Source organism: Mesorhizobium sp. M6A.T.Ce.TU.016.01.1.1, assembly GCF_003997065.1.
Taxonomy (GTDB): Bacteria; Pseudomonadota; Alphaproteobacteria; order Rhizobiales; family Rhizobiaceae; genus Mesorhizobium; species Mesorhizobium mediterraneum.
Genome location: NZ_RZTJ01000006.1, coordinates 235,597 through 262,146 on the forward strand (window position 1 = coordinate 235,597; position 26,550 = coordinate 262,146).

The window sequence follows — 26,550 nt, forward strand, 5'->3', positions numbered from 1 at the left end:
GGTTTCAGTCGGCCGCCTGCCGTAGAAGAGCCTCCGCCTGTTCAAGGACGAGTTTCACGGCGTCGTCTGCGAGATCGGGCGGATAACCATATTTTTTCAGGATGCGCTTCACGAGCACGCGCATTCGCGCACGGGCGCTCTCACGTTTGTGCCAGTCCACCGTGGCATTTTGCCGAAGCTGCTCCAAAAGCTCATGGGCAATAATTCGCAACGTATCGTTGCCGAGCACTTCGATAGCGCTCTCGTTTTGGGCTAACGCGTCGTAGAAGGCGATCTCCTCGCCTGATAGCCCTTGCTCCTCGCCGCGCCTTCTCGCCGCTTGCAGGTCTTTGGCAAGGTCGATCAGCTCGTTGATCATTTCAACGGCCGAGATGGTGTTGGAATGATAGCGTGCAACGGCCTCCTCCAAGCGCTTCGAAAACGCGCGGCTCTCGACAATATTGGATTGCGACCGGCTCTGGATTTCTCCATTCAGGAGCTTCCGCAGCGCCTCTAGCGCCAGATTTTTTCGCTCCATTCCTTGAAGCTCGGCAAGGAACTCATCGGACAGAATCGAGATATCCGGGCTCTCCATTCCGGCGGCGCGAAGTACGTCGATTATCTCAGTCGAAGCGACCGCCCGGTCAATAAGCTGCTGAACAGCGAATGCTCTATCAGATTGGGAGATAGCCCCCGTTGCGGTCGACTTGGCGATTGCAGCTCGGACTGCCTGGAAGAACCCCACTTCGTCCCGATTACCCGATGCTGCGTCGCTGGCGGAGGCAAGAGCATATGCCCTCGTCAGATTTAGTGCGAGGTCTTGAAAGGCGCGATGGGCCTGCTTACGGCGCTCATCGCTAGTGGCCTTTTCGGCTTCCGTTTCCTGCCACTTCAAGACCCAATCAATGGCGCGCGCCAGGGCACTTAGTCGCTCTCGTGGCCCGCCGACGAGCCCGGCAGAGTAATCAAGGCCATGGAAGACAGCCCTCACCCTTTCGAAGGCTTCCAGCATGGCGGCAACCGCGTCTTCCTCGCTGATACCGATCTTACTCTGATCTGATGGGCTGTAGTCCTTGAGCGCGTTTTTTAGGTTCTGGAGAATGCCGATGTAGTCAACAATCAAGCCGCCGGGCTTGTCTCGGAACACGCGGTTCACACGGGCGATGGCTTGCATCAGGCCATGCCCGCGCATGGGCTTGTCGATGTACATCGTATTCATGCACGGCGCGTCAAAGCCCGTGAGCCACATATCTCTGACTATAACCAGTTTGAGCGGGTCATTCGGATCGCGGGCACGCTTCGCAAGTAGGTCACGCCGCCGCTTGCTGCCGATATGTTGCTGCCAATCGAGCGGGTCAGAGGCCGCGCCGGTCATGACGACCTTAATGGCCCCGCCGGTGTCGTCATCCGAGTGCCAGTCTGGCCTCAGCTTGATGACTTCGCTGTAGAGATCGACACAGATGCGCCGGCTCATGCAGACGGCCATTGTCTTGCCATTGAGCGAGGCCAACCTCGCTTCTAGGTGCTGGACGAGGTCAGCAGCGATGAGAGAAACGCGTTTTTGAGCACCGACTAGCGCCTCGACGGTCGCCCATTTGGCCTTGAATTTCTCAGCCTCGGTCAGCGTGTCGTCTTCGACAAGCGCTTCAACCTCGGCGTCGATGTTGGGTTTCTCTTCCTCGTCCAACTCTATCCGGGCCAAGCGGCTCTCGTAATAGATCGGAACGGTCGCACCGTCCTCAACCGCGCGGGAAATGTCGTAGATGTCGATATAGTCGCCGAAGATCGCTGGCGTGTTCCGATCCTCACCCTCAACAGGCGTCCCCGTGAACCCGATGAAAGAGGCATTTGGCAGCGCCTGCCGAATATAGTGCGCATATCCATACCGCCGAACGCCTGTCCTAGTGTTCAGTCGGGCGTCCAATCCATACTGGGTGCGATGCGCTTCATCTGCTATGACGATGACGTTTCGCCGGCTCGTGAGTTCGGGGAAATTCTCTTCGGTTCCAACCGGCAGGAATTTCTGCACCGTCGTGAAGATTACCCCGCCGGCCGAGCGTTCCAGAAGGCGCTTCAAGTCTTCCCGATTTTCCGCCTGCTCTGGCTTTTGACGGATGAGGTCGCGACACAGACTGAATGTGCCGAAGAGCTGGTCGTCCAGATCGTTTCGATCAGTCAAGATGACCAAGGTCGGGTTTTGAAGCTCGGGAGAGCGGACAGCCAGACCGGCAAAGAAGGCCATCAGAAAGCTCTTACCCGAGCCCTGCGTGTGCCAGATGACCCCGATCTTGCGATCACCGTCCGGACTAGATGCGTTGATGGCCTCTTGGATCGCCTTCCGCGCACCATGGAACTGGTGATAGCCGGCAATGATCTTGAACGGTCCTTCGCCTCGGTCGGCGAAAACCGTAAAATCTCTGATGAGCTGCAAAAAGCGGCCACGCTCGAACACACCGCGCAAGAGGGTATCCAGCTCTGGCGTTCCAGGGGGCGCATAGTCCGCGCCCTCCACTGTTCGCCAAGGCATGTAGCGCTCTTCTTGAGCGGTCAGCGATCCGATGCGTGCCTTGATCCCGTCGGATGTAACGAGGACGGCGTTTGTCCGGAATAGCGACGGGATATCGCGCTTGTAGGTCTCGATCTGGTTGAATGCGGCGACAAGAGTGGCATTCTCGTCACCGGGGTTTTTCAACTCCAGTATCGCCAAGGGCATCCCGTTGACGAAGAGAACGAGATCGGGCCGTCGGTTCTTGCGACCCTCGATCAACGTGAACTGGTTGACGACGAGCCAATCATTGGCGGCCGGGTTCTCGAAGTCGACCAGCCAGACTTTGTCGCCGACGATGCGGTCGTTGGAACGGTACTCGACGGTCACCCCCTCGGTTATGAGGGCGTGAATGCGACGGTTTTCTTCGACGGTATCGGGCGATTGGCTCGTGAGCAGTTGCCGGATCGCCTCCGAGCGTCCTTCTTCCGGCACGCCCGGATTAATCTGCTCAACCCGCGCTTCCAGCCGCTTCAGCAACACAGCTTCCGAATAAGATGGCCGCTGTGGGGAAGCTCCATCCGGAGCGATGACGCTGCCATGCAGATGCAGCCAGCCGAGCGCGGTCAGCGTCTGGATGCTGGCTTGCTCAACAATGTCCTCATAGAAGCCGCTCATGCCGATATGGTGCTCCTAGTCGGCTGAACGTCCCACACTTTTGCATCCTTGCAGACAACGAAATACTCGTGGGCAAAATCCTTCGTTGCACTTTCATACTCGGCATAGATATCCAAGAGGAACTGACCGACCTCCTCACCGCCTTCACCTTTTGGGTCTGTTTCACCCCATACATATTCACGCTGATAGTCGGGCACGCGATAGAAATCATGGAACATGCGCTTCAGTGTCATGTCATCTGAAATGACGCTCTGTTCAGTCATCGTTGCCACTATCTCCTTTGAGGACATCGCTCAAACCATGCGTCCTGATGTATTCGTCTGCATAGAAGGCGACTATAGCCCGCATTGCATCATCTCGCCGGTCGCTCGGAAATCCCAAAGCGTTCAAGAGACGTCTAATCCGAATGTTTATTTCTTTTCGCGTACTAATGTGGATCGGCCAATCAAGCGATGCGTGTTCCTGATAAGTGCTGGCAATCTTGCCTGCCCATTCAGAGGTGGTGGCGGCTGTCAGGCTGTCTTCTGGAACTATGAGTTGGTTCAGCAGCTCTTCGATACTATGAGGTTCGCCGGAAACGGCGGTTGGGGGACCATGGTCCGGAGGGGGAGGTACCGCGCGGCTTTCGACGGCCTTTCTTGCGGCCTCCGCCCGCTTTCGCTCCGCCACCTCTCGTTGGAGCCAGTCATTAGAGTACTGGGATGCACCAGTCGGGTCGGGAAAAAGATTGGCATGGTGAATGTTCATGCGTCGCAGCATTGAAAGGCAAGCGACGCGACCTTGGTTCGGAATATGGACCTTATAGATGTATCGAGCGATTTCCTTGGGGTTGTCTGGATCGACTGCGCCGGTCTCAACAACGGCGTCGATAATTGCCGAGACCAGGTTGTCGTCTCCAGAGGGTGTTACAGTAAAAAGGCCAGCCTGATTGACCAGCCTGGCGTTCTCCCCCAGTGCTGGCTCAAAGAAAAGCTCGGGTAGAAGCTCCTCGACCAAGCCACGATTGAGGGAGAACACAGCGCGACTGTCATTGGGCTTCTCCGCAGGGTCATCCTCCTGCGCGAATGCGAAGAAGAGCGCAACAAAGGGAGATTCCGTCCAATCCAGTAGAGGTGTGGCAAGGCCGAAATGCTGGCCAAATGCCCAAATTTCGTTGTCATCATTGCCGTTCATGTCTGTTCCCCGCCCACGCATCGCGAGCTGGAATCGATTTAGGAGACGGCGAGACATTTCGGGCGGAATTGCACCGCCGTCGAATTCGCGAGTCAGTGTTGCGGCGATCTGCCAATCGTAGCGCCGCTGACCTCGGTAAATACGATCCCCGCCGCCGATTTGTTCATGTTCTGCCTCGATGAGGCGTTCAAAGCTTTGCCAATCTTCAATCCGGCAAACCGGCACGCGCCCGTCGATGTCGTTGTTTAGAAAGTCAAAATTTGGCCAAGCTGGAAGCTGCTCGAAATAATTGCTTCGCAAAGAGGGGCCGGGTGTCTCCTCCGTCATGCGTTGGCTGCCCCACCGAGATTTACCGTTTCGCGACCGCATACTTCACCTGACATCAACCTGGGCAGGAGATAGTCGCGAGCTTCAGCTAGGGTCAGGTTTTCCTGAACAGATGCTCTAATTCGATCGAACAATGGTGCGGCTAATTCCTCGAAAGCTTGTCTGATTTCTAACGAAGGTGCGGCAAGGCCGACACTTTCGAACGTCTGCCGCGTAATTGTTGAAAAAACCGATCCGTGCGCCATTGACTTCAGCCGTTCAACGATCTGTTTGGCGGCAAGATAAGTAAAGAATGGATGTAGGCCCTCAGAGGATCGCAGCGCATAGCAAGACTGATTGAAGGTCATCTCGCGGGCAGCAATTGCTAGGTTACCAACGGTGCCGCGCGCCGTGATGATCGTGGTTCCGGGTCCAATCAGCCGCGCTGAGCTCGCAGACAAGCCTCGAGGTGTGATGTTCTTCTCGGTTTGGAATACAAACGTATCGCTTCCCAAAGGCGTATCCACGACTGAGAACCAGGGAATGTCGCCGCTCCAATAGTCCGGTTCGGAGGTTTTCGGAGTGCCGCCGCCCACAATCTCGACCAAATTCGAGAACGGTCGTTCGGCCCACCCTTTAGGCAGGCCGTCATCTCCAAAACTATCCGGGAATAATACCGCGACGTCGTGGGCGCGGGTTGGATCGGGGAGTAGACCGCCAAGGATGAGAACCGGGTCGGATGTGCCCCCCTGCTTGCGATGAACGGGGCCAAAATCGACGAGCCAATCCCTAAAGATCGCTTGAGCTAACGCTGCAAGCGTCTCATTCATCCGCCGGTTCAGTTCAATCTTGTCGTCGATGGCAGAGAGAACTCCCAAGGCGTCCTTGCGCCGTGCTTCATCGGGAAAAGGAATAGGGATATTAGCAAGATCACTTAGATTGAAAGTTGCCTGAACAGTTGTGTTTGCGTGCTGATGGATGAAGTTCTGAGCGGATGGCGTCTGCAAGACATAATAGAGCCAGCGAGACAGGTGACTGTTGCGTGCGGGTAGCAATCCCACTGCCCGCGCCAAATTCCAACCTTCTATTTCGGATGGCGCAATTGCAACCTGCCCAATAGAGCCCACCAGCGAAATGAGAATGTCATCTGGACGAGGCCTAGAACGGGAGTAAGCAGCCTCGATTTGTGGCGCCACATAGCTGCGCTCTGTTAAATCGAGCCGGTGCCCCCGAAAATTGTTCACTCGGACAATAGGAACGCCGCCGGCATACAGTTTTCCTGGCTGCACGATGCCGTAGGTAATCGACCTGTCTGGATCGCATAACTGGCGTAGAGGAACAGTCGTGACATCAGACATTATTCTTTGCCAATTCAAGCGCCATAGCTATGCGTTCTTCCATCTCTCGGCTCGACTTAAACTGGCTCTGCAATCTGCCCCGGAGGCTCGCAATCCTCTCTTCAAAAAGCACGCCGTCATCCTCGGTATCCTCGGCCCCGACATAGCGCCCTGGCGTCAGAACGTAGCCGTTCTTCGCCATCTCTTTCCGGCTCGCAGAACTGCAAAAGCCCGGGACATCCTCGTAGCCGCCATCCTTGTTGCGCCAGCGGTGATATGTGCTCGCGATTCTTTCGATATCGTCGGGGGTGAACTCGCGCCGGGTCCGGTCCACCATCGTTCCCAGCTTCCGCGCGTCTATGAAGAGGATTTCGCCGCGCCGATCACGATGTCCATTGGCGCTCTTATCCTTTGCCAGGAACCAAAGGCAGGCCGGAATCTGCGTCGAATAGAAGAGCTGCCCTGGTAACGCCACCATGCAATCGACCGCGTCAGCCTCAATCATCCTCTTCCGGATTTCGCCTTCACCTGACTGCTGCGAGGACATCGAACCGTTGGCTAGCACAACGCCTGCCGTACCTCGCGGCGCAAGGTGATGGTAGATGTGGGACAGCCAGGCATAGTTGGCGTTGCCCTGCGGCGGCGTGCCGAACTCGGTCCAACGAATGTCTTCCGCAAGGCTCTCTCGCCACCAGTCCGACACATTGAATGGCGGGTTGGCGAGGACGAAATCGAACTTCAAGTTCGAGAACTCGTCGCGGATGAAGGAGCCTTCATTATTCCACCGAATGTCGGCGTCAATGCCGCGGACAGCAAGGTTCATCTTGCACAGACGCCATGTGGTGTGATTGCGCTCCTGTCCATAGATGGAGATTTGCCGCTTGGCTTCATTCACGTCACGGCGGTCCGAATGATCTTCGATGAATTTTTCGGACTGAACGAACATGCCGCCGGAGCCGCAGCAGGGGTCGTAGACGCGGCCCCGATAGGGTTCCAGCATTTCGACCATGACGCGCACTACCGAACGCGGAGTGAAGAACTCGCCGCCCCTGCGGCCCTCTGCCCCGGCAAAGCCCGAAAGGAAGTATTCATAAGCCCGGCCAAGTAGGTCGCGAGACTTTTCCCCGTCGGTGTGCATCGTGATGTCGGAGAAGAGTTCGACCAGATCGCCGATCATCTCCTTGTCGAGCGCCGGACGGCCATAATCCTTGGGCAGAACACCCCTCAATGTCGTGCTATTGGCCTTTTCGATGGCCTCCATCGCTGCATCGATTAGCCCGCCGATGTCGACCTTCTTCTTGCTCCCGGTAACGGGATCAATGATCTCGAGGTCGCGGACGCGAGCGTTGTCACGCAAGTAAGACCAGCGGGCAATATCAGGCACCCAGAAGACGCGCGCGGCAAGATATTCTTCCGGATCTTCCAGGTCGGCGAACTCTTCTTGTTCCAGCTTGGTGCGTTGTGCCTCGAACGCCTCCGAGATGTATTTTAAAAAGATCAGACCAAGAGCGACGTGCTTGTATTCCGAAGGCTCCAGATTGCCCCGCAACTTATCGGCAGCCCGAAATAGGTCCGCCTCAAAGCTCAAATCGCCGTTCCCGTTGCGTGCCCCCATCATACTCCCAATCCTAGCCTTCAGTCGTTATTCGTCATCAGTTCCTGGCTTCCTATAGCCTATGAAACCGCGCGAGCAACAAGCTATGCGATGAGGAAATCTGGCCCAAATTGACAGGCGGTGTCGCCCCGGTGTTAATCAGGGTCATTGTTGATGTGGAATTCGCTCGTTACCCTGATCCTTATGCCGAATCAGATCAAGATGTTAGGGGAGTAGTTTCACAATCCAAAACCTCCCGACGTTGGCCTTCGGCGAGCAGGGGGCCGAATCCTGTCGGGTGCGCCAAAACTTGCGATCTGCCGATCCTCCGGTCAGCCATATCTCGTAAAGCTGGAATCCACTCTTGCCCGCCCATCTCACCTTCCACCTCACCGATGCTCTGGAACCCAATCGGCTTCGAATGACTTATTTGTCGGTAGCTCTCGAAGGGAGAGGCCATTGCCCGCACCTGAGGAAATGGATGTCGTCCTCGAAAAGCTGCCTTTGAGGATCGGCGCCTACGTGCCCGACGACTTGCTGGAAGACTGGTTCGCGCCGGGAACGGGCATGAACCCGGTCAGCCCGGCAGCGCTGGCGGCGGCCAAGACTTACGGATGGCGCTTCGAATGTGAGTTCAAGCACTACCCCGAACGGATGGAGGGTGTGTTCTGGAAGTGGGTGCCGGCGATCTGATCCGCGCAATTGCGGACCAGACTCCTTGGCGCTTGGGTGATCGAAATTGCCGCGAAGCGTGATCGCTATCCTGATCGCCTCAGCCTATCGGCGTCGTCACCTTTCCGGTTCCGCCGCATTCGGGGCAGGTGCGGCCGTCGATCATGCCTGTCCCGGCGCAGCGGTGACAAATTTTCTCGCCGGCGCCGGCAATGCCTGCCGCGTCGGCATTGGCTTGCCCAAATTGCTCGGGTTTGCCTTGCAGCTTGTCTCGCAACCGGGCGACCGCGGCCTCGTCGACTTCAAGCGGCGTGCTGCTGTCGTCGGGCAGGCCTTCGCCGGATTGGCCTATGGTTTCGTTGCGCGGCCGGTCGTTGGTGCCTGTCGTTATCTTTGCTTTCTGAGCCATTGCAGTACTCTTTTGCGGATTGCAGGCGCAGCTCTCAGCTCCTGCGGTTCGAACGCCTCAGCTCCGCAGAGGTTCCGGTCGGCAATCGTTCGCCGGCGGGCCCGGACGGAAGCGGCAAACAGCCAAGCGCATCCAGGCTGGAACGGCACGAGATCGGGGAGCCGCTCAAGCAGGATTCCCATCAATGGCGCCGCGGCGCCTTTGCGTCAGCGCAGCCGCTCCGACCGCAGTTTCACATCGTCGCTCAGCTGCCGCACGACCTCGGCGGTCTTGCGAATATCCGCTTCGCCGAGAGCGACGCCCATGGTCGAGGCTATCGCCATCAGCTGGGCATTCAGCTCGCCGTAGCGCGCGGCGCCTTTGCGCGTCAGCTGCACAAGCTTCGAGCGCCGGTGCTTCGGATTGTCGATAAATTCGACGAGCCCCTCGCCCGCAAGCTCATCCGCCAGCCGCTGCATGCGCTGACGGCTGGTGGGCCGCATCTGGGCGATCTGCGGCACGGTGAGCGGACCAAGCAGCGCGAGGCTTCGCATGAAGCCGAACGCACCGCCGCCCCAACTGGTGATGAGCCCTGTCTTCTGGCCGAGAGCCCGTATCCTGAAGAAGCACTGGGCCACTTCGAGCATCAGCTCGGCGATCGCAGCGGCCTTGCCGTCAACGATGGCCCCTGTCCCTCGGTTGTTTCGTGCCGCCATCGCTTCCATTCCCTCTGTCCGTGCCAATTTCCACGATTGACACCGCTGTTGTCAACTTCTAGAATGACACCTTAGTTGTCGTTTCTAGGCGGCTATGGGCTTCGTAGCGCCTCAAGCATCTGCGGGAGCAGACATGGCAATGGCTGGGCAAACCGACACCGAAACCGCAGGCGTCATCGCGAGACCGCCCCTGCTCTTTCTCGCTGCTCTGCTGATTGGCTTCGTCCTGGACCGCCTGCTGCGCTTACCGTTCCCGGTTCCGGAAAATGACCTGGTCACCTGGATCATCGGCGGCTTGCTGATGCTGATCGGTTTTGTGCTTTTCATCGCGGGCATTCGCAACTTCTTGCGCGCGGAGACGCCGGTGCCGACGAATGAGCCGACGCGCGTGCTGGTGACGACCGGCATCCACGGATGGACGCGCAATCCGATCTACCTCGGCATGTTCCTCATCTATGGCGGCATCGGCGTGGCCGCGCAGAATATTTGGATCCTTGTCCTCACGCTGCCGCTTGCGATCCTGATCCGCTACGGCGTCGTGGCCCGCGAGGAGGCCTATCTCGAGCGGCGTTTCGGCGATGCGTATCGCGACTACAGGCAAAGCGTGCGGCGGTGGCTCTGAGCGGGAAAAGTGAGGGCCGGGAAAGCGACCACGTTGCGTCTGGTTGCGCGAAAGGGTCTTGCGGAAAAATGGCGTGCCCGCCTAGACGATGCACGCGGTAAGCGCCCCTGTGCTCGCAATCGCATAATCTTTGAGAGAATATTCCCGGCTTCGCATCCGGCGAGAAACGCGGTTCTTTGATCCATCGGCCAGCATCCCCGATGCTGTGATCAAGGCTTCGCGCTTTGCCTGGCCACCATGATCTAACAACGGACGGGATTCATCATGATCAGGAATACCAACACTTTGCTGTCATCCTTTTCGGCAACTATAAATCGCCGCACAGGTCTTGCATTACTTTTCGCTTCGGCTGTCGCAATTGCCGGTTTGGCTGCCCCCAGTTCGGCCTTCGCCGAGGACAAGAAGGCGATCAAGGTCGGCATCATCAGCGGCGAGGATGAAGACGTATGGCGCGTCGTCACCGCGCAGGCGGCCGAGAAAGGGCTGACGATCGAGACCGTGGTGTTCAACGACTACACCCAGCCCAACGAGGCGCTGGAGCGTGGCGAAATCGACGCCAACGCCTTCCAGCACAAGCCCTATCTCGACAGTCAGATCAAGACGCAGGGCTATCACATCGTCCCCGTCGGCTATACCGGCGTCTGGCCGATCGGCCTCTATTCCAAGAAGCTTGCTAAGGTCGCCGACCTGGCCGAGGGCGCCGTCATCGGCGTGCCGAACGACCCGTCCAATGAAGGCCGGGCGCTGCGCGTCCTGCAGAATGAGGGCCTGATCAAGCTGAAGGACGGCACCGGCATCCTGGCGACAACGGCCGACATCGCCGACAACCCGAAGAAACTGGTCATCAAGGAGCTCGACGCCGGCATCGTCGGGCGTTCGGTGGAAGACCTCGACGCGGCCGTGGTCAACACGGATTGGGCGCTGAAAAGCGGCCTGACTCCCGAAAACCGCATCGCTCAGGAGCCGATCGCCGACAATCCGTACCGCAACTTCATCGCGGTGAAGGCCGGCAATGAGAACGAGCCCTGGGTAAAGACACTGGTGGCTTCCTATCAGAACGAGGCGGTAAAGGCCGAGTTCGACAAGGTCTACAAGGGCACCGGCACCAGCGCCTATTGATGAGACATGGATCCGGGCGGATATGAAAAGCGGTCCGCGCCCAGTGCGCGGGCCGCAATCCTATTTTACGGACCGCCGAAACAGGAACGGCCATGAACCAGCATTTCCCCGCAACTGCCGAGATACCGGTCGGCACCCCGGAGCGGCCGGAGGACGTCGTGCGGATTATCGGGCTGAAGCGCCGCTTCGGCGCAACGCCGGCGCTCGATGGCGTGTCGCTCGCTGTGCAGAAGGGCGAGATCCTCGGCATCATCGGCCGCAGCGGCGCCGGCAAGTCGACGCTGATCCGCTGCCTGAACGGTCTGGAGCGGCCGGATTCCGGCCAGGTCTTCATCGAAGGCCGCGAGATCAGCCGGCTTGGCGAGCGCGAATTGCAGCCGCTCAGGCGGCGCATCGGCATGATCTTCCAGCACTTCAACCTGCTTTCGGCCAAGACCGTCGAAGACAATGTCGCGCTGCCGCTCAAGATCGAAGGCCGTCCCAGGGCCGAACGGCTGGCGCGCGCGGCCGAGCTGCTCGAGCTCGTCGGCCTGTCGGAGAAGGCGAAAGCCTATCCGGCATCGCTGTCGGGCGGCCAAAAACAGCGCGTCGGCATCGCCAGGGCGCTTGCCGCGCGGCCCGCGCTGCTGCTCTCGGACGAAGCCACCTCGGCGCTGGACCCGGAGACGACCCGCTCCATCCTTGCGCTTTTGAAAGACATCAACCGGCAGCTCGGCCTGACCATTCTGCTGATCACTCACGAGATGGAGGTGATCCGCTCGATCGCCGACCGCGTCGCGGTGATCGACGCCGGCCGCATTGTCGAGGAAGGGCCGGTGTGGTCGGTCTTTGCCGATCCGAAGTCGGCGATCACCCAGAGCCTCCTTAGCGGCATCCGGCCGCAATTGCCGGCGGAGCTTGCAAGCCGGCTAACGCAGACGGAAAGCGGCGAGGCGATTCTGAGGATCGACGTCGCGGGCGAGGCGGCGCGCGGCCCGCTGCTGTCCGACCTTGCCGCAGCGGTTCCCGGCTCGTTCCGCCTCGTCCATGGCGGCATCGACCATGTCCAGCGGCAGCCTGTCGGCACGCTGTTCCTGGCCGTGCCAGCTGCCGATGCAAATCATCTGACGCGGGTGATCGCGTTCCTGAAAGCCCGCGAGGCGCGGGTGGAGGTGCTTGGCCATGTCGCCAATTCTGTTTGAACTTCTCATCCGTTCGATCTGGGAAACCGTCCTGATGACGGGCGCGTCCGGATTCATTTCGCTGCTTTTCGGACTGCCGCTCGGCTTGGCGCTGGTCGCCACCGACCGTGGCGGCATCGCCGAAAGCCTGTGGGTGAATCGCGTCCTCGGCGCTGTCATCAACGGCTTCCGCTCGGTGCCGTTCATCATCCTGCTCGTCGCGCTGATCCCGGTGACACGGCTGATCGTCGGCACCTCGATCGGCACCTGGGCTGCGATCGTGCCGCTGTCGATCGCGGCCACGCCCTACTATGCCCGCATCGCCGAAGTGTCGTTGCGCGAGGTCGACCACGGACTGATCGAGGCGGCGCGCGCCATGGGCGGCAACCGCTGGACGATCATCCGCGAGGTGCTGGTGCCGGAAGCCCTGCCCGGCATCGTCGCCGGCTTCACGGTCACGCTGGTGACGCTGATCGGCGCCTCGGCAATGGCCGGCGCCATCGGTGCCGGCGGGCTTGGCGACCTCGCCATCCGCTACGGCTACCAGCGCTTCGAGACGTCAGTCATGGTCGCCGTGGTCATCGTGCTGATCATCCTGGTCTGTGGCATCCAGTGGGCCGGCGACCGGCTGGTGGCCAGGCTGGATCACAGGGGGTAGATCAAGCCCTCAGCCTCACGCCGTCTGGATCGAAGAACGGCATCGGCGACACCATTGCGCGCGTCGGCGTGCCGTCGATGTCGATGCTGAGTTCGGTGCCGATCCGGGTGAACGGCAGCCGCAGATGCGCGGTCGCCAGCACCGTGCCCAGCGAGTAGCCGTGGTCGCTGTAGGTGACGACGCCGGCATCCTCGCCGCCGGCCAGAACCCGCGCATTCGTTGCGGCCGGCGTGCCGCCTTCGACGGTCAGCCCGGTCCAGCGCTCGTCGACGCCTGTGTCGCGAACTTTGAGCAGCGCCTCGCGGCCAACGAAATCGCCCTTGTCGAACTTGATCCAGCTGTTAAGGCCGACATGAAACGGCGTGCGGGTCTCGTCCATGTCGATGCCATGCGCCGGATAGGCCTTCTCCAGCCCAAGCGTGAACATCGCCAGCACGCCATAGGGTTTCAGGCCAAAATCGCGGCCGGCCCGCATCAGCATGTCCCAGACGGCAGTGGCCTCGTCGGCCGGCACGAACAGCTCGAAGCCGAGCTCGCCGGTCACGCCGGTGCGCGAGATCAGCAGCTTCGTCTCGCCGATCCGCCCTGATGTGAACGACCAGCGTTTCAGGCCATCCAGGTCGGCGTCCTGCACCAGCACTTTCAGTAGCTCGCGCGAGCGCGGCCCCTGTATCGTCGGAAATGCGATGGCCGCCGTGATGTCGGTGACATAGGCTTTTCGGCGCTCGGCGTGATGCAGCAGCCAGGGCAGCATTTTCTGGCGGTTGACGGAGCCGGTCACCAGCATGAAATGCTCGGGCCCGAGCCTGAACACGGTGAGGTCGTCCATGATGCCGCCATCCTCGCGGCAAACGGTGGAATAACGCACCTGGCCCGGTCGCATGGCAGCGGCATCGTTGACGATGACGTGGTTGACCAGGGCCTCGGCGTCCGGACCCTTGATGTCCATCTTGCCCATGGTGCTGAGGTCCTGGACACCGACGTTTTCGCGGGTGTTCAGATGCTCGTCGGCGATGCCGGAGTAATATCTGGCCGAGATGAAATCGCCGCCGACCCGGCCCATCGTCGCACCCAATCCGACGATGCTGCTATAAAAAGGGGATCGCCGTTCGGCCAAGAAAGTCTCCATCTTCACGAAAACGGCAGCGCCGGACAGCGCTGCCGAATGCGTTTGTCGTCGGTCTCAGCTGCCGTAGACGTCGAAGGCAAAGTACTTGTCGTTGATTTCCTTGTATTTGCCGTTGGCGCGCAGCGCGTCGATCGCCGCATCGAGCTTTTCGGCCAGATCCTTGTTGCCCTTCTGCAGGGCGATGCCGACGCCTGGGCCATGGATAGCCGGGTCGGGGGCCAAGGTGCCGAGCAATTTGCAGCAGGCGCCTTCAGGCTTCTTCAGCCACTCGGTCAGCAGGATAGAGCCGTCCATCACCGCGTCGAGGCGGCCATTGACCATGTCGGTGCGGGCATCGTCACCGGTCGGATAGGGCTTGATGGTCGAGCCTGCGTACTTCTGTTCGGCGAAATTCTGGTGGATCGTCGCGCTCTGCACGCCAAGCGCCTTGCCTTTCAGGTCCTCGGGCGATGTGCCTGTGACAGTCGAATCCTTCGGCACCGCGATGGCCGGTGGCGTCTGGTAGTATTTGTGGGTGAAGTCGACCTTCTCGGCTCGTTCCGGCGTGATGGTGATGTTGATGATGGCGTCGAACTTGCCGGCCTGCAGTGCCGGAATCGAGCCGTCGAAATCCTGCACGACGAACTCGCACTCGGTCTTCATCTCAGCGCACAGCGCTGTGCCGAGATCGATATCGAAGCCGCCCAGCGTGCCGTCGGCATTGGCATAGTTGAAGGGCGGATAGGCGCCCTCGGTGCCGAGCCTGAGTTTCTTGTCCTGGGCGGAGGCGGCGCCGGTAGCGACAGCCAGGGCGACGGACGCAGCAAGCACGAAACGACCGAAAAGGCGCATGATCCAGATCTCCGTTGACGGGCGAAGTCTACGGGGTTTTGTACCTCCGGCGGAGACGGAAACGACATGCCCTGCGGCGATCGCGGCGCACAGGGAGATCGGCGTTTGCGCGGACCAGCGACACTAGCTGGCGGCGCGCTTCTTGTCCGTCGCAGCCCGATTGATCGCCAGCCTGTCCGCCGACAGAGCGACACCGAATTTTCCATCGGCTTCCTCGGGCGTATAGTATCCCAAGGCCACATCCCTCAGCACCAGTTCCGGATCGCGCTGTAAGGGATCGCCATAGCCACCGCCACCCGGCGTGCCGACGCGCACGCGGTCGCCGGCCTTCAGCGCGATGTCCTGCTCCTTGGAAAGGTGCGGCGGCACATGTTCCTTGCCGTCGCGGAACACAGTCACCGTGTTGACCGCGCCGTCCTTGCCGCCGAGCGCGCCCTGCGGGCCGAAGCGGCCGTGGTCCATAACGAAGGAGGCGCGGGCGTCGCCACGCAGGATCTCGACCTCATAGGCGAGTCCAAAACCACCGCGATGCTTGCCGGCGCCGCCCGAGCCTTCGCGCAAGGCATAGTGGCGATAGAGCACCGGAAAAGCCTGCTCCATGATCTCGACCGGCGGCGACTTGGAAATGCCGATGGTCGAGCAGCCGTTGGTCAGGCCGTCATGGCCGGCATTGCCGCCATAGCCGCCGCCGGAGATCTGGTACATGACATAGTCGCGGCCGCGCGCCGGATCGCTGCCGCCAAGCGCGAAATTGCCGCTGGAGCCGGCCGGGGCCGCCGTCACCTTGTCCGGCAAGGCCTGCACCATGGCCGCGAACACCGCCTCGGCGATGCGTTGCGAAACCTCGGCCGCGCAGCCGGACACCGGTCGCGGATATTTGGCATCGAGGAAGGTGCCTTCCGGCCGCTTGACGATCAGCGGCTCGAAGGCGCCGGCGCTGATCGGCACGTCGGGGAAAATATGGCGCATGGCGAGATAGACCGACGACAAGGTCGTCGCCAGCACGCTGTTCATCGGCCCGGCACAAGGCTTCGACGAGCCGGCGAAATCGAAGCTCAGCGTGTCGCCCTGTTTCTCGACGGCGAGTGCAATGGTCAGCGGCTCGTTCACCACCCCGTCGGAATCGACAAAGGCTTTGGAGCGGTAGGTGCCGTCGGGAATGGCCGAGATGTTGGCGCGCATCTGATCAGCGGCGCGGCGGCGCAGTTCGGCAATTGCCTCGACAACTGTTTCGTCCCCGTAACGATCCAGGATTCCATTCAGCCGGTCCTGACCAATCAGCAGCGCCGCCGCCTGGGCGCGGATGTCGCCGATGCGCTGGTCGGCAACCCTGATGTTCGAGCAAATGATGGCGTAGATCTCGCGATCGAGAACGCCATTCTTGAACAGTTTGACCGGCGGCAGCCGCAAGCCTTCCTGCTCGACCGCCGTTGCCGAGGCGGAAAAGCCGCCCGGCACCGAGCCGCCAATGTCAGGCCAGTGGCCGGTGTTCGACAGCCAGCAGAAAATCTTGCCATCCCTGTAGACCGGCATGGCGAAACGCACATCCATCAGGTGGGTGCCGCCGAGATAGGGGTCGTTGACGATGTAGATATCGCCTGGCTCGGGCGGCAGGCAACGGCCGTCGGCGATCATCTCGATCACCGTCCTAGTCGAATATTGCATCACGCCGACGAATACCGGCAGACCCTGGCTGCCTTGCGCGATCAGCGATCCGTCGACGGCCGAGTAGATGCCGTCGGAGCGGTCATTGGCCTCGGCGATAACAGGCGAGAAGGCGGCGCGCGAGAACGTCAGGTCCATCTCGTCGCAGACCTGCTGCAGCGCCGCCTGGATGACCGAAAGCGTGATAGCGTCGAGCTTTTCCATCTCAGGCCTCGCCGATATCGATGATGATGTTGCCGTCGGCGTCCGATCGCGCCCGGTCGCCGGGCTCGAGCACGGTGGTGGCGTCCATCTGTTCGAGGATCGCCGGCCCTTCGATGACGGCGTCGAGCGGCAACTTTTCCCTGACGTAGACCGGCGTGTCGTGCCAGCGCCCGCCATACCAGACCGGCCGGATCTCGCGGCGCGCCTCGTCGAGCGTTCTGGCGCGTCCTGCTGGGTCGATCAGCCGGGACAGATCGATCGCCGGACGCACGCCGGTCACCGAGGTGTTGAGGTTGACCAGATTGGCGCGGATCTCCGGTAGCTCAACCTTGAAGCGAGCAAAATAGGCCTTTTCGAACAGTTGCTGCAGCGTTGCGCGCGTTACCGATGGCGACGGCAGCGGCACGTTGATGATGTGGGTCTGACCGACAAACTGCATGTCGGCGGAATGCGTGACCCGGATCGTCTCCGGCTTTACCGCTTCCTTGCCGATCAACTCCTCGCCTTCGTTTCGGTGCCGTTCCAATACGGCGTGAAGTTGGGGTTCATCGAGCCCCGCTACCGGCTGGTTGACCGTGTTGACGAAGTCGTGCCTGAGATCGGCGACGACGCAGCCGAGCGCATTGGTGATACCCGGCCGTGCCGGCACCAGCACTTTGGGCAGGCCGAGCTCGCGCGCCAGTGCGGTCGCATGCAGCGGCCCGGCGCCGCCGAAGGCGAACAGCGCGAAATCACGCGGGTCGTGACCGCGTGACACCGAGACCATGCGGATAGCGCCGGCCATCTTCATGTTGCCCAGCCGCAGCACGGCGCCCGCCGCCTCGACGCCGGACAGGCCGGTGGCACGGCCGATCCGGTCCTCGAATATGCCGGTAACATGCTCGATGGTGACCGGATTCTCGACCGCAAGCAGCTTCTTCGGCGCCAACCGGCCGAGCACCAGATTGGCATCGGTAATGGTCGGCTCGCTGCCGCCGCGCCCGTAGCAGATCGGGCCGGGATTGGCGCCTGCGCTTTCCGGGCCGATCTGAATCAGGCCGGCCGCATCGACGCGGGCGATCGAGCCGCCGCCGGCACCGACCGTATGCACCGCCACCATCGGCACATGGATCGGCATCGCATATTCGATCTCGATCTCGTTCGACACCGCCGGCTCGGCATTGCGGATCAGCGCCACGTCGGTCGAGGTGCCGCCCATGTCGTAGGTGACGAGGTTTTCGAAGCCGGCGCGTTTTCCCGTATAGGCGGCGGCAATGACACCGGAGGCCGGGCCGGACATGACGGTCTTGGCCGACTCACGTGTGACAAAGCGGGCCGAGATCATGCCGCCATTGCCGTTCATGATCAGGAAGTCGCGGGCATAGCCTTGCGATCCCAATTCCTTGCGCAGCCGCTCGACATAGCGTTCGAGAATCGGCTGCACCGAAGCGTTGACCGAGGCGGTCACGCCGCGCTCGAATTCGCGCGCTTCCGACAGCAATGCGTGGCCTGACGTGATGTAGCCGTTTGGCCAAAGCTCGGCGGCGATTTCGGCCGCCCGCCGCTCATGCGCCGGATTGGCATAGGAATGCAGGAAATGGATGACGAGGGATTCGCAGCCGGCCTCGATCAGGCTTTTCACCGCGTCGCGCATCTCGGCTTCGTCGAGCGGAATGCGCACCGCGCCCGAGGCTTCGACGCGCTCCGACACTTCAAGCCGCAGATTGCGCGGAATGATCGGGACGAAGGTCCCTGTCATGCCATAGGCCTGCGGCCGTGTCCGCCGGCCAAGCTCGATGACGTCGCGAAAGCCGCGCGTGGTGATCATGCCGGTTTTGGCCAACCGGCGTTCCAGCACTGCGTTGGTGGTGGTCGTCGTGCCGTGGACGATGAGGTCGATGCCGCGGATGGGAAAACCGGTGGCACTGAGCGCCGAAACGACACCGAAAGCCTGGTTGTCGACCGTGGTCGGGGTCTTGGCGATATGCACCCGGCCACCGCCACGGCCGTCGATCAGAAGCAGGTCGGTAAAAGTTCCGCCGACGTCGATGCCGGCGACGACACTGCCCAGGGAATCCAGCGTCTGCGCCGAAAAATTCTCTTTCATTGTCGAAACCCGAAATGCCCGGACTACTGATATGTCTCAGTTTGGAAAGGTGTTTCACGCTGGCGTCTTGACGCAAATATCATTTGTATACTAATAAATTCCGGACACAAGAGCTTACCGCTTCGCAGTGTGCAAACGGCACGCCGGAACCTGATCGGTTCGGGCGCGCAGGAGAAGGTTTGGCGCCCATCTGAAGATTGGGTCTTGAGCCCGGGCCAGAAGGTTAGGTTTGATGAACACCACATCCGCGCTCAACACCGCCGACGCCCGGCCGTTGCAGTTCCCTATACCGGCCAATGTCTATGCCGAGACCGTCGTCTCGGTGAAGCACTATACCGACCGGCTGTTCTCGTTCCGCATCACCCGGCCGCAGTCGCTGCGTTTCCGCTCCGGCGAGTTCGTCATGATCGGCCTGCCCAACGCCGAGAAGCCGGTGTACCGCGCCTATTCGATCGCCAGCCCTGCCTGGGACGACGAGCTGGAATTCTTCTCGATCAAGGTGCCGGACGGCCCGCTGACCTCTCAGCTGCAGAAAATCCAGATCGGCGACACCGTCATCATGCGGCAGAAGTCGACCGGCACGCTGGTGGTCGACGCGCTGACCCCGGCCAAGCGCCTGTTCATGATCTCGACCGGCACAGGCATCGCGCCCTTTGCCAGCCTGCTGCGCGATCCCGATACCTATGAGAAATTCGAGCAGGTCATTTTGACTCACACTTGCCGCGACAATGCCGAGCTCACCTACGGCCAGGAGCTGGTCGCGGCGCTGGAGAACGATCCGCTGATCGGCGAGCTGACCGGCGGCCGCGTCACGCTCTACAATTCGACGACGCGCGAAACCTCCGAGCGCATGGGCCGCATCACCGCGCTGATCGGGTCGGGTAAATTCTACACCGATCTCGGCATCGACAAGCTCGATCCTGAGACCGACCGCATCATGATCTGCGGCTCGATGCATATGCTCAAGGACGTCAAGGAACTGGCCGAAAGCCTCGGCTTCCAGGAAGGTTCGCTGCATCATCCGGCGAGCTTCGTCGTCGAGCGCGCCTTCGTCGGCTGATACGCCGGCAGTCCAGCGTTCGCTGCATTCAGACTATGATTTTGACCATGCGGTCAAAATCAGCTGCTTTCGCAGGCTTTTTCCGTTATGACCTCCTGAAGGACTCGTGAAGCGCTGCTTCACGGTCTATCTTCGGCATAAGTCGTCGAACGAAAGGGTAGGAGATGAGCAGCACAATCCGCGAAGCCGATCTCGGACCTTCCAAGATCACGCCGCTGCCAGCGCGCACCGCCGCCAATGCACCGGCGCCGCAAGCGCACGGTATTGCCCGCAATCCCGGCATGAAGCTCGATCTCGGCTTCATGGAATCGATGCGCAGCGTCAACCGCTCGGCGCTGGAGCGGCGCGTCGCCAGCCTGACCAAGCGCCGCTCGATCAAGGCCGACAACCAGGCCGCCTGGCTGCTGCGCGCCGTCGCCTGCATGGACCTGACCACGCTGAACTCGAACGACACCGAAGAGCGCGTGCGCCGGCTCTGCGCCAAGGCGGTCGATCCGATCCGCCGCGACATCGCCGAAGGGCTCGGCATCACTGGTCAAAAGATCCGCCCGGCGGCGGTCTGCGTCTATCACCCCTTCGTTGCCACCGCCGTCGAGGCGCTGCGCGGCAGCGGCATCCATGTCGCCGCCGTATCCACCGCTTTCCCGCACGGCCTCACCCCGCTTTCGACGCGCCTGCAGGAGATTGAAGCGTCGGTGAGGGACGGCGCCGACGAGATCGACGTCGTCATTCCGCGCGGGCTGGTCTTCGGAGCGAAGTGGCAGGAACTCTATAACGAGATCGTCTCGATGCGCGCCGCCTGCGGCGAGGCGCATCTGAAGGTTATTCTCGGCACCGGCGACCTCGCCACGCTGCGCAACGTCATGCTCGCCTCGATGGTGGCGATGATGGCCGGCGCGGATTTCATCAAGACCTCGACCGGCAAGGAAAGCGTCAACGCGACGCTGCCCGTCGGCCTTGCCATGGTGCGCGCCATCCGCGCCTATTTCGAGGAGACCGGCTACCTCATCGGCTTCAAGCCGGCCGGCGGCATTTCCACGGCAAAGGCTTCGCTCGACTGGCTGGTGCTGATGAAGGAAGAGCTTGGCCGGCGATGGCTGGAGCCAGACTTGTTCCGCTTCGGGGCGTCGAGCCTGCTGACCGACATCGAGCGCCAGCTCGAACATCATTTGACCGGTCACTATTCGGCCAATCATCGCCACGCAATGGCGTGATTTCGGAGCCCCTGATGAACATTCTCGAACGCTATCATGCCATGGAATACGGTCCGGCGCCGGAGGCGCGCAACGAGGCCGATGCGTGGCTTGCCGCGCGCGATTTTTCCAAAGCACTGTTCATCGGCGGCGACTGGAAAGCAGCCACAGGCGGCAAGACCTTCGAAACCAGCGATCCTGCCTCGGGCAAATTGTTGGCCAAGGTATCGGATGCCGGTGCCGCCGACATCGATGCCGCGGTTTCGGCCGCGGCAAAAGCGCTGCCGAAGTGGAGCGCATCCTCAGGCTACAGCCGAGCAAAAGTGCTCTATGCCATCGGCCGCTCCATGCAGCGCCACCAGCGTCTGTTCGCGGTGTTGGAATCGATCGACAATGGCAAGCCGATCCGCGAAAGCCGCGACATCGACGTGCCACTGGCCATCCGCCATTTCATCCACCATGCCGGCTGGGCGCAGGCGTTGGACAGGGATTTTCCCGGCCATAAGGGCGTCGGCGTCGTCGGCCAGATCATCCCGTGGAACTTCCCGCTTTTGATGCTGGCCTGGAAGATCGCGCCGGCGCTCGCCGCGGGCTGCACCATCGTGCTGAAGCCGGCCGAGTTCACGCCGCTCACCGCCATCCTGTTTGCCGAGATCTGCGAACGATCCGGCGTGCCGAAGGGGGTCGTCAACATCGTCCAGGGCGGACCCGAAGCGGGCGCAGCAATCGTCAATCATCCCGGCGTCCAGAAGATCGCCTTCACCGGTTCGTCCGAGGTCGGCAAGATCATCCGCAAAGCCACCGCAGGCTCCGGCAAGAAATTGTCGCTGGAACTTGGCGGCAAGTCGGCCTTCGTCGTCTTCGAGGACGCCGATCTCGACAGCGCCGTCGAGGGACTGGTCGACGGCATCTGGTTCAACCAGGGCCAGGTCTGCTGTGCCGGCTCGCGCCTGCTGGTGCAGGAAGGCATCGCCGACGCCTTCATCGCCAAGGTCAAGACGCGGATGAGCCGGTTGCGCGTCGGCAGCCCGCTCGACAAGAACACCGATATCGGCCCGCTGGTCGACCTGACCCAGCTCGATCGCGTCAAGGGACTGGTTGCCGAAGGCGCCAAGCAGGGCGCTGTCTGCTGGCAGCCGGACGTGGCGCTGCCGTCCTCCGGCTATTACCATTTGCCGACGCTGGCGACAGGCGTTTCGCCGGCTAACATCCTGGCACAGGAGGAGGTATTCGGCCCGGTGCTCGCCACCATGACCTTCCGCAACACCGAGGAAGCGGTCGAGCTCGCCAACAACACGCGCTACGGGCTGGCCGCCTCGGTGTGGAGCGAGAACGTCAACCTCGCACTGCACGTCGCGCCGCAATTGAAGGCCGGCGTCGTCTGGGTCAACGGCACCAACATGTTCGACGCCGCCTGCGGCTTCGGCGGCTACCGCGAGAGCGGTTTTGGCCGCGAAGGCGGGCGCGAGGGCATGTTCGAATATCTCTCGGCAAAGCTGCCGCTCGGCCCCGTCATCAAGCCGGCAACGGCTTCCGCCCAGCCTGTCGAGCAGGCCGAAAGCGACGCCATCGATCGCACGGCAAAACTGTTCATCGGCGGTAAGCAGGTCCGGCCGGACGGCAATTATTCGATTGCGGTGGCTACCGCCAAGGGCAAGCTTGCCGGTGAGGTTGGTCTCGGCAGCCGCAAGGATATCCGCGACGCCGTCTCCGCTGCCCGCGCTTGCAAGGCCTGGCCGGAGGCGACCGCCTACAACCGTGCCCAAGTGCTCTACTATCTGGCCGAGAACCTGTCCGGCCGTGCCGACGAGTTTGCGGCGCGCCTCACTCAGCTCGTCGGCGCCACCGCCAAGGCCGCGCGCGAAGAGGTCGAGTTGTCGATCGAGCGGCTGTTCCTCTATGCCGGCCTGGCCGACAAGTTCGAAGGCCGCGTCCACCAGCCGCCGGCCCGCGCCGTCACATTGGCACTGCACGAGCCGGTCGGCGTCGTCGGCATCGTTGCGTCCGACAATGCGCCCCTGCTCGGCCTGATCGCACTGGTGGCGCCGGCGCTCGCCCTGGGCAACACCGTGGTCGCGGTGCCTTCGGAACGATATCCGCTGCTTGCCACGGATCTTTATCAAGTCATCGAATATTCCGACATCCCGGCCGGCGCCATCAACATCGTCACCGGCCGCACCGCCGAACTCGCCGGCGTGCTGGCCAAGCACGACGATGTCGACGGGCTCTGGGTGTTCGCCGATGCCGAGACCTGCGCCAAGGCCGAAGCCGACTCTGTCGGCAATCTCAAGCGCGTCTGGACCGGTAACGGCCGCAGCCTCGACTGGGCATCGAGCGAGGCCGCCGGCGACGCCTTCCTGCGGCGTGCCGTCGAGGTCAAGAACGTCTGGGTGCCCTACGGCGACTGAGCGGTCGCCTTGCGCGCGGCGGCGGGCGAGAAGCGTTCGGGCTTGACGGCAGAAATGATGTTCTTTACCGAGAAAAAACATTTAGGCGAACAGCGATACAGGCGGCATGATAGTGCCTATCTGGCACATTGCGCCTTGGCCGCGTGCCGGTAAAACCGGGCGGCCACAGAGGAGAAAAGCATGGCGGATCTGGCAGGCAAGATCGTTGTCGTCACGGCGGCGGCACAGGGCATCGGCCGGGCGAGCGCGCTGGCTTTCGCCAAGGCAGGCGCCGTCGTCCATGCCACCGACATCAACGAGGTAATGCTCGCCGAACTTGGCAAGACGCCCGGGATCAAGACCCGCAAGCTCGATGTGCTGAACGACGAGGCGGTTTCAACCGCCTTTGCCGAGATCGGCGCCGTCGACGTGCTGTTCAACTGCGCCGGCTTCGTTCATTCGGGCTCGATCCTCGAGATGAAGGATGCCGATCTCGACTTCGCCTATGATCTCAATGTCCGCTCGATGATCCGCACTATCCGCGCCGTGCTGCCCGGCATGCTGGAGCGCGGCGACGGCTCGATCATCAACATGGCGTCGCTGGCCAGCTCGACCAAGGGCGTGCCGAACCGCTTCGTCTATGGGCTGACCAAGGCGGCCGTCATCGGCCTGACCAAATCGGTCGCCGCCGACTATGTCGGCAGGGGCGTACGCTGCAACGCCATCTGCCCCGGCACGGTCGAAAGCCCGTCGCTGCAGGACCGCATGCATGCGCAGGGCGACTACGAGGCCGCCCGCGCCGCCTTCATCGCCCGCCAGCCGATGGGCCGCTTGGGCACACCCGAGGAAATCGCCGATCTCGCCGTCTATCTGGCCGGCGCCACCTATACGTCGGGGCAGGCTTATAATATCGACGGTGGCTGGTCGATCTAAGAGGCTTCCGGCCGCAATCAGGAGAAAATGAATGAAACTGCTGCGCTATGGCGAAGTGGGGAGCGAACGCCCCGGCATGCTCGACGCGGACGGGACGATCCGTGACCTCTCCGCCCATGTCAACGACATTGCCGGCAAGGCGCTCGACCCGGCATCGCTCGAGACATTGTCGAAGCTCGATCCGAAATCGCTTCCGGCGGTTTCCGGCAAGCCGCGCATCGGCGCCTGCGTCGCCGGCACCGGCAAATTCATCTGCATCGGCCTCAACTATTCCGACCACGCCGCCGAGACCGGCGCCACCGTGCCGCCGGAGCCGATCATCTTCATGAAGGCGAGCTCGGCCATCGTCGGGCCTGATGACGACGTGCTGATCCCGCGCGGCTCGGTCAAGACCGACTGGGAAGTCGAGCTTGGCGTGGTCATCGGCAAAACCGCGAAATATGTCACCGAGGCCGAGGCGCTGGATTATGTCGCCGGCTACTGCGTCGCGCACGACGTTTCCGAACGCGCCTTCCAGGCCGAGCGTCAGGGCCAGTGGACCAAGGGCAAGAGCTGCGACACCTTCGGGCCGATCGGCCCGTGGCTGGTGACCAAGGACGAGGTCAAGGACCCGCAGAACATCCCGATGTGGCTGAAGGTCAACGGCAAGACGATGCAGAACGGCTCGACCAAGACCATGGTCTATGGCGTCGCCTACCTGGTTTCCTACCTCAGCCAGTTCATGTCGCTGCATCCGGGTGACATCATCTCCACCGGCACGCCTCCCGGCGTCGGCCTCGGCATGAAGCCGCCGGTGTTCCTGAAGGCCGGCGACGTCGTCGAGCTCGGCATCGAAGGGCTGGGCATCCAGAAGCAGACGTTCAAGGCGGATTTGTAGCGGCGCTCTGCCTTCTCCCCTTGTGGGAGAAGGTGGCCTCGCGAAGCGAGGTCGGATGAGGGGTGCTCCAGCTTGGCGCCGACAGCACTCCGTCCAACACCCCTCTTCCGTCTCGGCGCTGCGCGCCGATCCACCTTCTCCCACAAGGGGAGAAGGAAGGGGTGCTACTTCAGCACCTTGCCATCGGCGCCGAACCGATAGGTCTTTGCCGGATCCGGCGTCGCATAAAGCGTCGCACCAGGCTCGGCATTGTAGACGCCGAAGATGCGCACGGTGATCAGGCCGGCCTTCTCGCAGTCGAGATAGAGGTTGGTGTCGGCGCCGAGATGCTCGGCATGGACGACCGTGCCTTTCCAGGCGCCGGATTTCGCATCGACGGTCAGGTGCTCGGGACGGACGCCGATGGTCTTGGCCGTCTCGCCAAGCCTGGCGCCGTCGACGAAGTTCATCTTCGGTGAGCCGATGAAGCCGGCGACGAATTCATTTGCCGGCGAATTGTAGAGCTCCATCGGTCCGCCGATCTGCTCGATTTTCCCCGCGTTGAGCACGACGATCTTGTCAGCCAGCGTCATCGCCTCGACCTGGTCGTGGGTGACATAGATCATCGTTGCCTTCAGCCGGCGATGCAGTTGCGCGATCTCCAGCCTGGTGTTGACGCGCAGTGCCGCATCGAGGTTCGACAAAGGCTCGTCGAACAGGAAAAGCTTGGGCTCGCGCACCACGGCGCGGCCGATGGCAACGCGCTGCCGCTGGCCGCCGGACAGCTCGGCCGGCCGCCTTGCGAGATAGGGCTCCAGCGACAGCATCGAGGAGGCGATGCCGATGCGGCGGTCGATCTCGGCCGCCGGCGTGCCCGCCTGCTTGAGGCCGAGGCCCATATTGTTCTTCACCGTCAGATGCGGGTAGAGCGCGTACGTCTGGAACACCATGGCGATGCCGCGTTTGGCCGGTGGGGTTGCTGAGACGTCCGCCCCGTCGATCACCACGCGCCCCGACGTCGAATCCTCCAGTCCGGCAATGACCCTGAGCAGCGTCGACTTGCCACAGCCGGAGGGGCCGACGAAGACGACGAATTCGCCGTCGGTCACTTCGAGGTTGATGCCCTTCAGCACCTCGACCGGCCCAAAGGCCTTCTTCACATTTTCGATGTTCAGCGAGCCCACGGCGTTCCTCCGGATTGGAATGTGGGCGCAGAAGCACCCCCCTCTGGCCTGCCGGCCATCTCCCCCTCAAGGGGGGAGATTGGCAGCTTTGACGCCGCCGCACTCTTCTCGATGTTGGTGATTGGCGAAAGAAAA

The 26,550-nt window shown here is 61.7% G+C and carries 22 protein-coding genes; 10 read left to right on the forward strand and 12 right to left on the reverse strand.

Annotated elements, in window-relative coordinates; all coding sequences use genetic code 11:
* Positions 1–4: 4 nt before the first annotated feature.
* From EOC94_RS14860 to EOC94_RS14880, 5 genes are read right to left on the reverse strand one after another with little or no spacing between them, the layout of a single operon-like run.
* Positions 5–3,142 carry a type I restriction endonuclease subunit R gene (locus tag EOC94_RS14860; RefSeq protein WP_127291344.1) on the reverse strand — a complete coding sequence of 1,046 codons (3,138 nt, stop codon included), beginning with the start codon at positions 3,140–3,142 and terminating at the stop codon, positions 5–7.
* The gene (locus tag EOC94_RS14865) at positions 3,139–3,405 is read right to left on the reverse strand and encodes a DUF262 domain-containing protein (protein ID WP_245465570.1); all 267 of its coding nucleotides are present in this window, start codon (positions 3,403–3,405) and stop codon (positions 3,139–3,141) included. The genes EOC94_RS14860 and EOC94_RS14865 overlap by 4 nt, the downstream gene beginning before the upstream one ends.
* Positions 3,398–4,642: an FRG domain-containing protein gene (locus EOC94_RS14870; protein ID WP_185928235.1), complete on the reverse strand. Its 1,245-nt coding sequence runs from the start codon at positions 4,640–4,642 to the stop codon at positions 3,398–3,400. Before EOC94_RS14870 ends, EOC94_RS14865 begins: the two co-directional genes overlap by 8 nt.
* A complete protein-coding gene (locus EOC94_RS14875) occupies positions 4,639–5,979 on the reverse strand; it encodes a restriction endonuclease subunit S (RefSeq protein ID WP_127291350.1) in 1,341 nt (446 codons plus the stop codon). The genes EOC94_RS14870 and EOC94_RS14875 overlap by 4 nt, the downstream gene beginning before the upstream one ends.
* Positions 5,972–7,576: a class I SAM-dependent DNA methyltransferase gene (locus tag EOC94_RS14880; RefSeq protein ID WP_127291352.1), complete on the reverse strand. Its 1,605-nt coding sequence runs from the start codon at positions 7,574–7,576 to the stop codon at positions 5,972–5,974. Before EOC94_RS14880 ends, EOC94_RS14875 begins: the two co-directional genes overlap by 8 nt.
* Positions 7,577–8,011: 435 nt before the next feature.
* On the opposite strand from EOC94_RS14880, the gene EOC94_RS14885 reads away from it, so the two are divergent.
* Positions 8,012–8,245, forward strand: a complete 234-nt coding sequence (locus EOC94_RS14885) for a hypothetical protein (RefSeq protein WP_127291355.1) — start codon at positions 8,012–8,014, stop codon at positions 8,243–8,245.
* 79 nt (positions 8,246–8,324) lie between these two features.
* Here EOC94_RS14885 and EOC94_RS14890 read toward each other — a convergent pair whose 3' ends face one another.
* Together EOC94_RS14890 and EOC94_RS14895 are read right to left on the reverse strand one after the other, a co-directional pair.
* Positions 8,325–8,633, reverse strand: coding sequence for a hypothetical protein (locus EOC94_RS14890; protein WP_127291358.1), 309 nt, complete (start codon positions 8,631–8,633; stop codon positions 8,325–8,327).
* Positions 8,634–8,839: 206 nt separating this feature from the next.
* Positions 8,840–9,337 (reverse strand): MarR family transcriptional regulator, encoded by a 498-nt coding sequence (locus EOC94_RS14895; protein ID WP_127291360.1) that lies wholly within the window; start codon positions 9,335–9,337, stop codon positions 8,840–8,842.
* Between the two features lie 130 nt (positions 9,338–9,467).
* On the opposite strand from EOC94_RS14895, the gene EOC94_RS14900 reads away from it, so the two are divergent.
* The 4 genes from EOC94_RS14900 (at position 9,468) to EOC94_RS14915 (ending at position 12,887) form a co-directional block, all read left to right on the forward strand.
* Positions 9,468–9,950: an isoprenylcysteine carboxylmethyltransferase family protein gene (locus EOC94_RS14900; protein WP_210212080.1), complete on the forward strand. Its 483-nt coding sequence runs from the start codon at positions 9,468–9,470 to the stop codon at positions 9,948–9,950.
* A 264-nt stretch (positions 9,951–10,214) separates the two neighbouring features.
* The gene (locus EOC94_RS14905) at positions 10,215–11,069 is read left to right on the forward strand and encodes a MetQ/NlpA family lipoprotein (RefSeq protein WP_127291366.1); all 855 of its coding nucleotides are present in this window, start codon (positions 10,215–10,217) and stop codon (positions 11,067–11,069) included.
* Between the two features lie 92 nt (positions 11,070–11,161).
* Positions 11,162–12,250, forward strand: coding sequence for a methionine ABC transporter ATP-binding protein (locus EOC94_RS14910; RefSeq protein ID WP_127291368.1), 1,089 nt, complete (start codon positions 11,162–11,164; stop codon positions 12,248–12,250).
* Entirely contained in the window at positions 12,231–12,887 is a 657-nt protein-coding gene (locus EOC94_RS14915) for a methionine ABC transporter permease (protein ID WP_127291371.1), read from the forward strand. The genes EOC94_RS14910 and EOC94_RS14915 overlap by 20 nt, the downstream gene beginning before the upstream one ends.
* 1 nt (position 12,888) lies before the next feature.
* Here the strand turns inward: EOC94_RS14915 and EOC94_RS14920 are convergent, their stop codons facing one another.
* The 4 genes from EOC94_RS14920 to EOC94_RS14935 all read right to left on the reverse strand — a co-directional run bounded on the left by EOC94_RS14920 (position 12,889) and on the right by EOC94_RS14935 (position 18,802).
* Positions 12,889–14,004 (reverse strand): aminomethyltransferase family protein, encoded by a 1,116-nt coding sequence (locus EOC94_RS14920; RefSeq protein ID WP_245465571.1) that lies wholly within the window; start codon positions 14,002–14,004, stop codon positions 12,889–12,891.
* A gap of 66 nt (positions 14,005–14,070) precedes the next feature.
* Positions 14,071–14,847 carry an ABC transporter substrate-binding protein gene (locus EOC94_RS14925; protein WP_127291374.1) on the reverse strand — a complete coding sequence of 259 codons (777 nt, stop codon included), beginning with the start codon at positions 14,845–14,847 and terminating at the stop codon, positions 14,071–14,073.
* 123 nt (positions 14,848–14,970) lie between these two features.
* Positions 14,971–16,716, reverse strand: a complete 1,746-nt coding sequence (locus EOC94_RS14930) for a hydantoinase B/oxoprolinase family protein (protein ID WP_127291377.1) — start codon at positions 16,714–16,716, stop codon at positions 14,971–14,973.
* A gap of 1 nt (position 16,717) precedes the next feature.
* A complete protein-coding gene (locus EOC94_RS14935; RefSeq protein ID WP_127291380.1) occupies positions 16,718–18,802 on the reverse strand; it encodes a hydantoinase/oxoprolinase family protein in 2,085 nt (694 codons plus the stop codon).
* Between the two features lie 232 nt (positions 18,803–19,034).
* On the opposite strand from EOC94_RS14935, the gene EOC94_RS14940 reads away from it, so the two are divergent.
* The 5 genes from EOC94_RS14940 (at position 19,035) to EOC94_RS14960 (ending at position 25,252) form a co-directional block, all read left to right on the forward strand.
* Positions 19,035–19,862 (forward strand): ferredoxin--NADP reductase, encoded by an 828-nt coding sequence (locus EOC94_RS14940; protein WP_127291382.1) that lies wholly within the window; start codon positions 19,035–19,037, stop codon positions 19,860–19,862.
* A gap of 164 nt (positions 19,863–20,026) precedes the next feature.
* The gene (gene deoC / locus EOC94_RS14945; RefSeq protein WP_127291385.1) at positions 20,027–21,076 is read left to right on the forward strand and encodes a deoxyribose-phosphate aldolase; all 1,050 of its coding nucleotides are present in this window, start codon (positions 20,027–20,029) and stop codon (positions 21,074–21,076) included.
* A gap of 14 nt (positions 21,077–21,090) precedes the next feature.
* The gene (locus EOC94_RS14950; protein ID WP_126104135.1) at positions 21,091–23,463 is read left to right on the forward strand and encodes an aldehyde dehydrogenase family protein; all 2,373 of its coding nucleotides are present in this window, start codon (positions 21,091–21,093) and stop codon (positions 23,461–23,463) included.
* Between the two features lie 180 nt (positions 23,464–23,643).
* Positions 23,644–24,375, forward strand: a complete 732-nt coding sequence (locus EOC94_RS14955) for an SDR family oxidoreductase (protein ID WP_127291388.1) — start codon at positions 23,644–23,646, stop codon at positions 24,373–24,375.
* A 31-nt stretch (positions 24,376–24,406) separates the two neighbouring features.
* Entirely contained in the window at positions 24,407–25,252 is an 846-nt protein-coding gene (locus EOC94_RS14960) for a fumarylacetoacetate hydrolase family protein (protein ID WP_127291390.1), read from the forward strand.
* A gap of 164 nt (positions 25,253–25,416) precedes the next feature.
* On the opposite strand, the gene EOC94_RS14965 is transcribed toward EOC94_RS14960, so the two are convergent.
* Positions 25,417–26,415, reverse strand: a complete 999-nt coding sequence (locus EOC94_RS14965; protein WP_095484638.1) for an ABC transporter ATP-binding protein — start codon at positions 26,413–26,415, stop codon at positions 25,417–25,419.
* Positions 26,416–26,550: the final 135 nt, after the last annotated feature.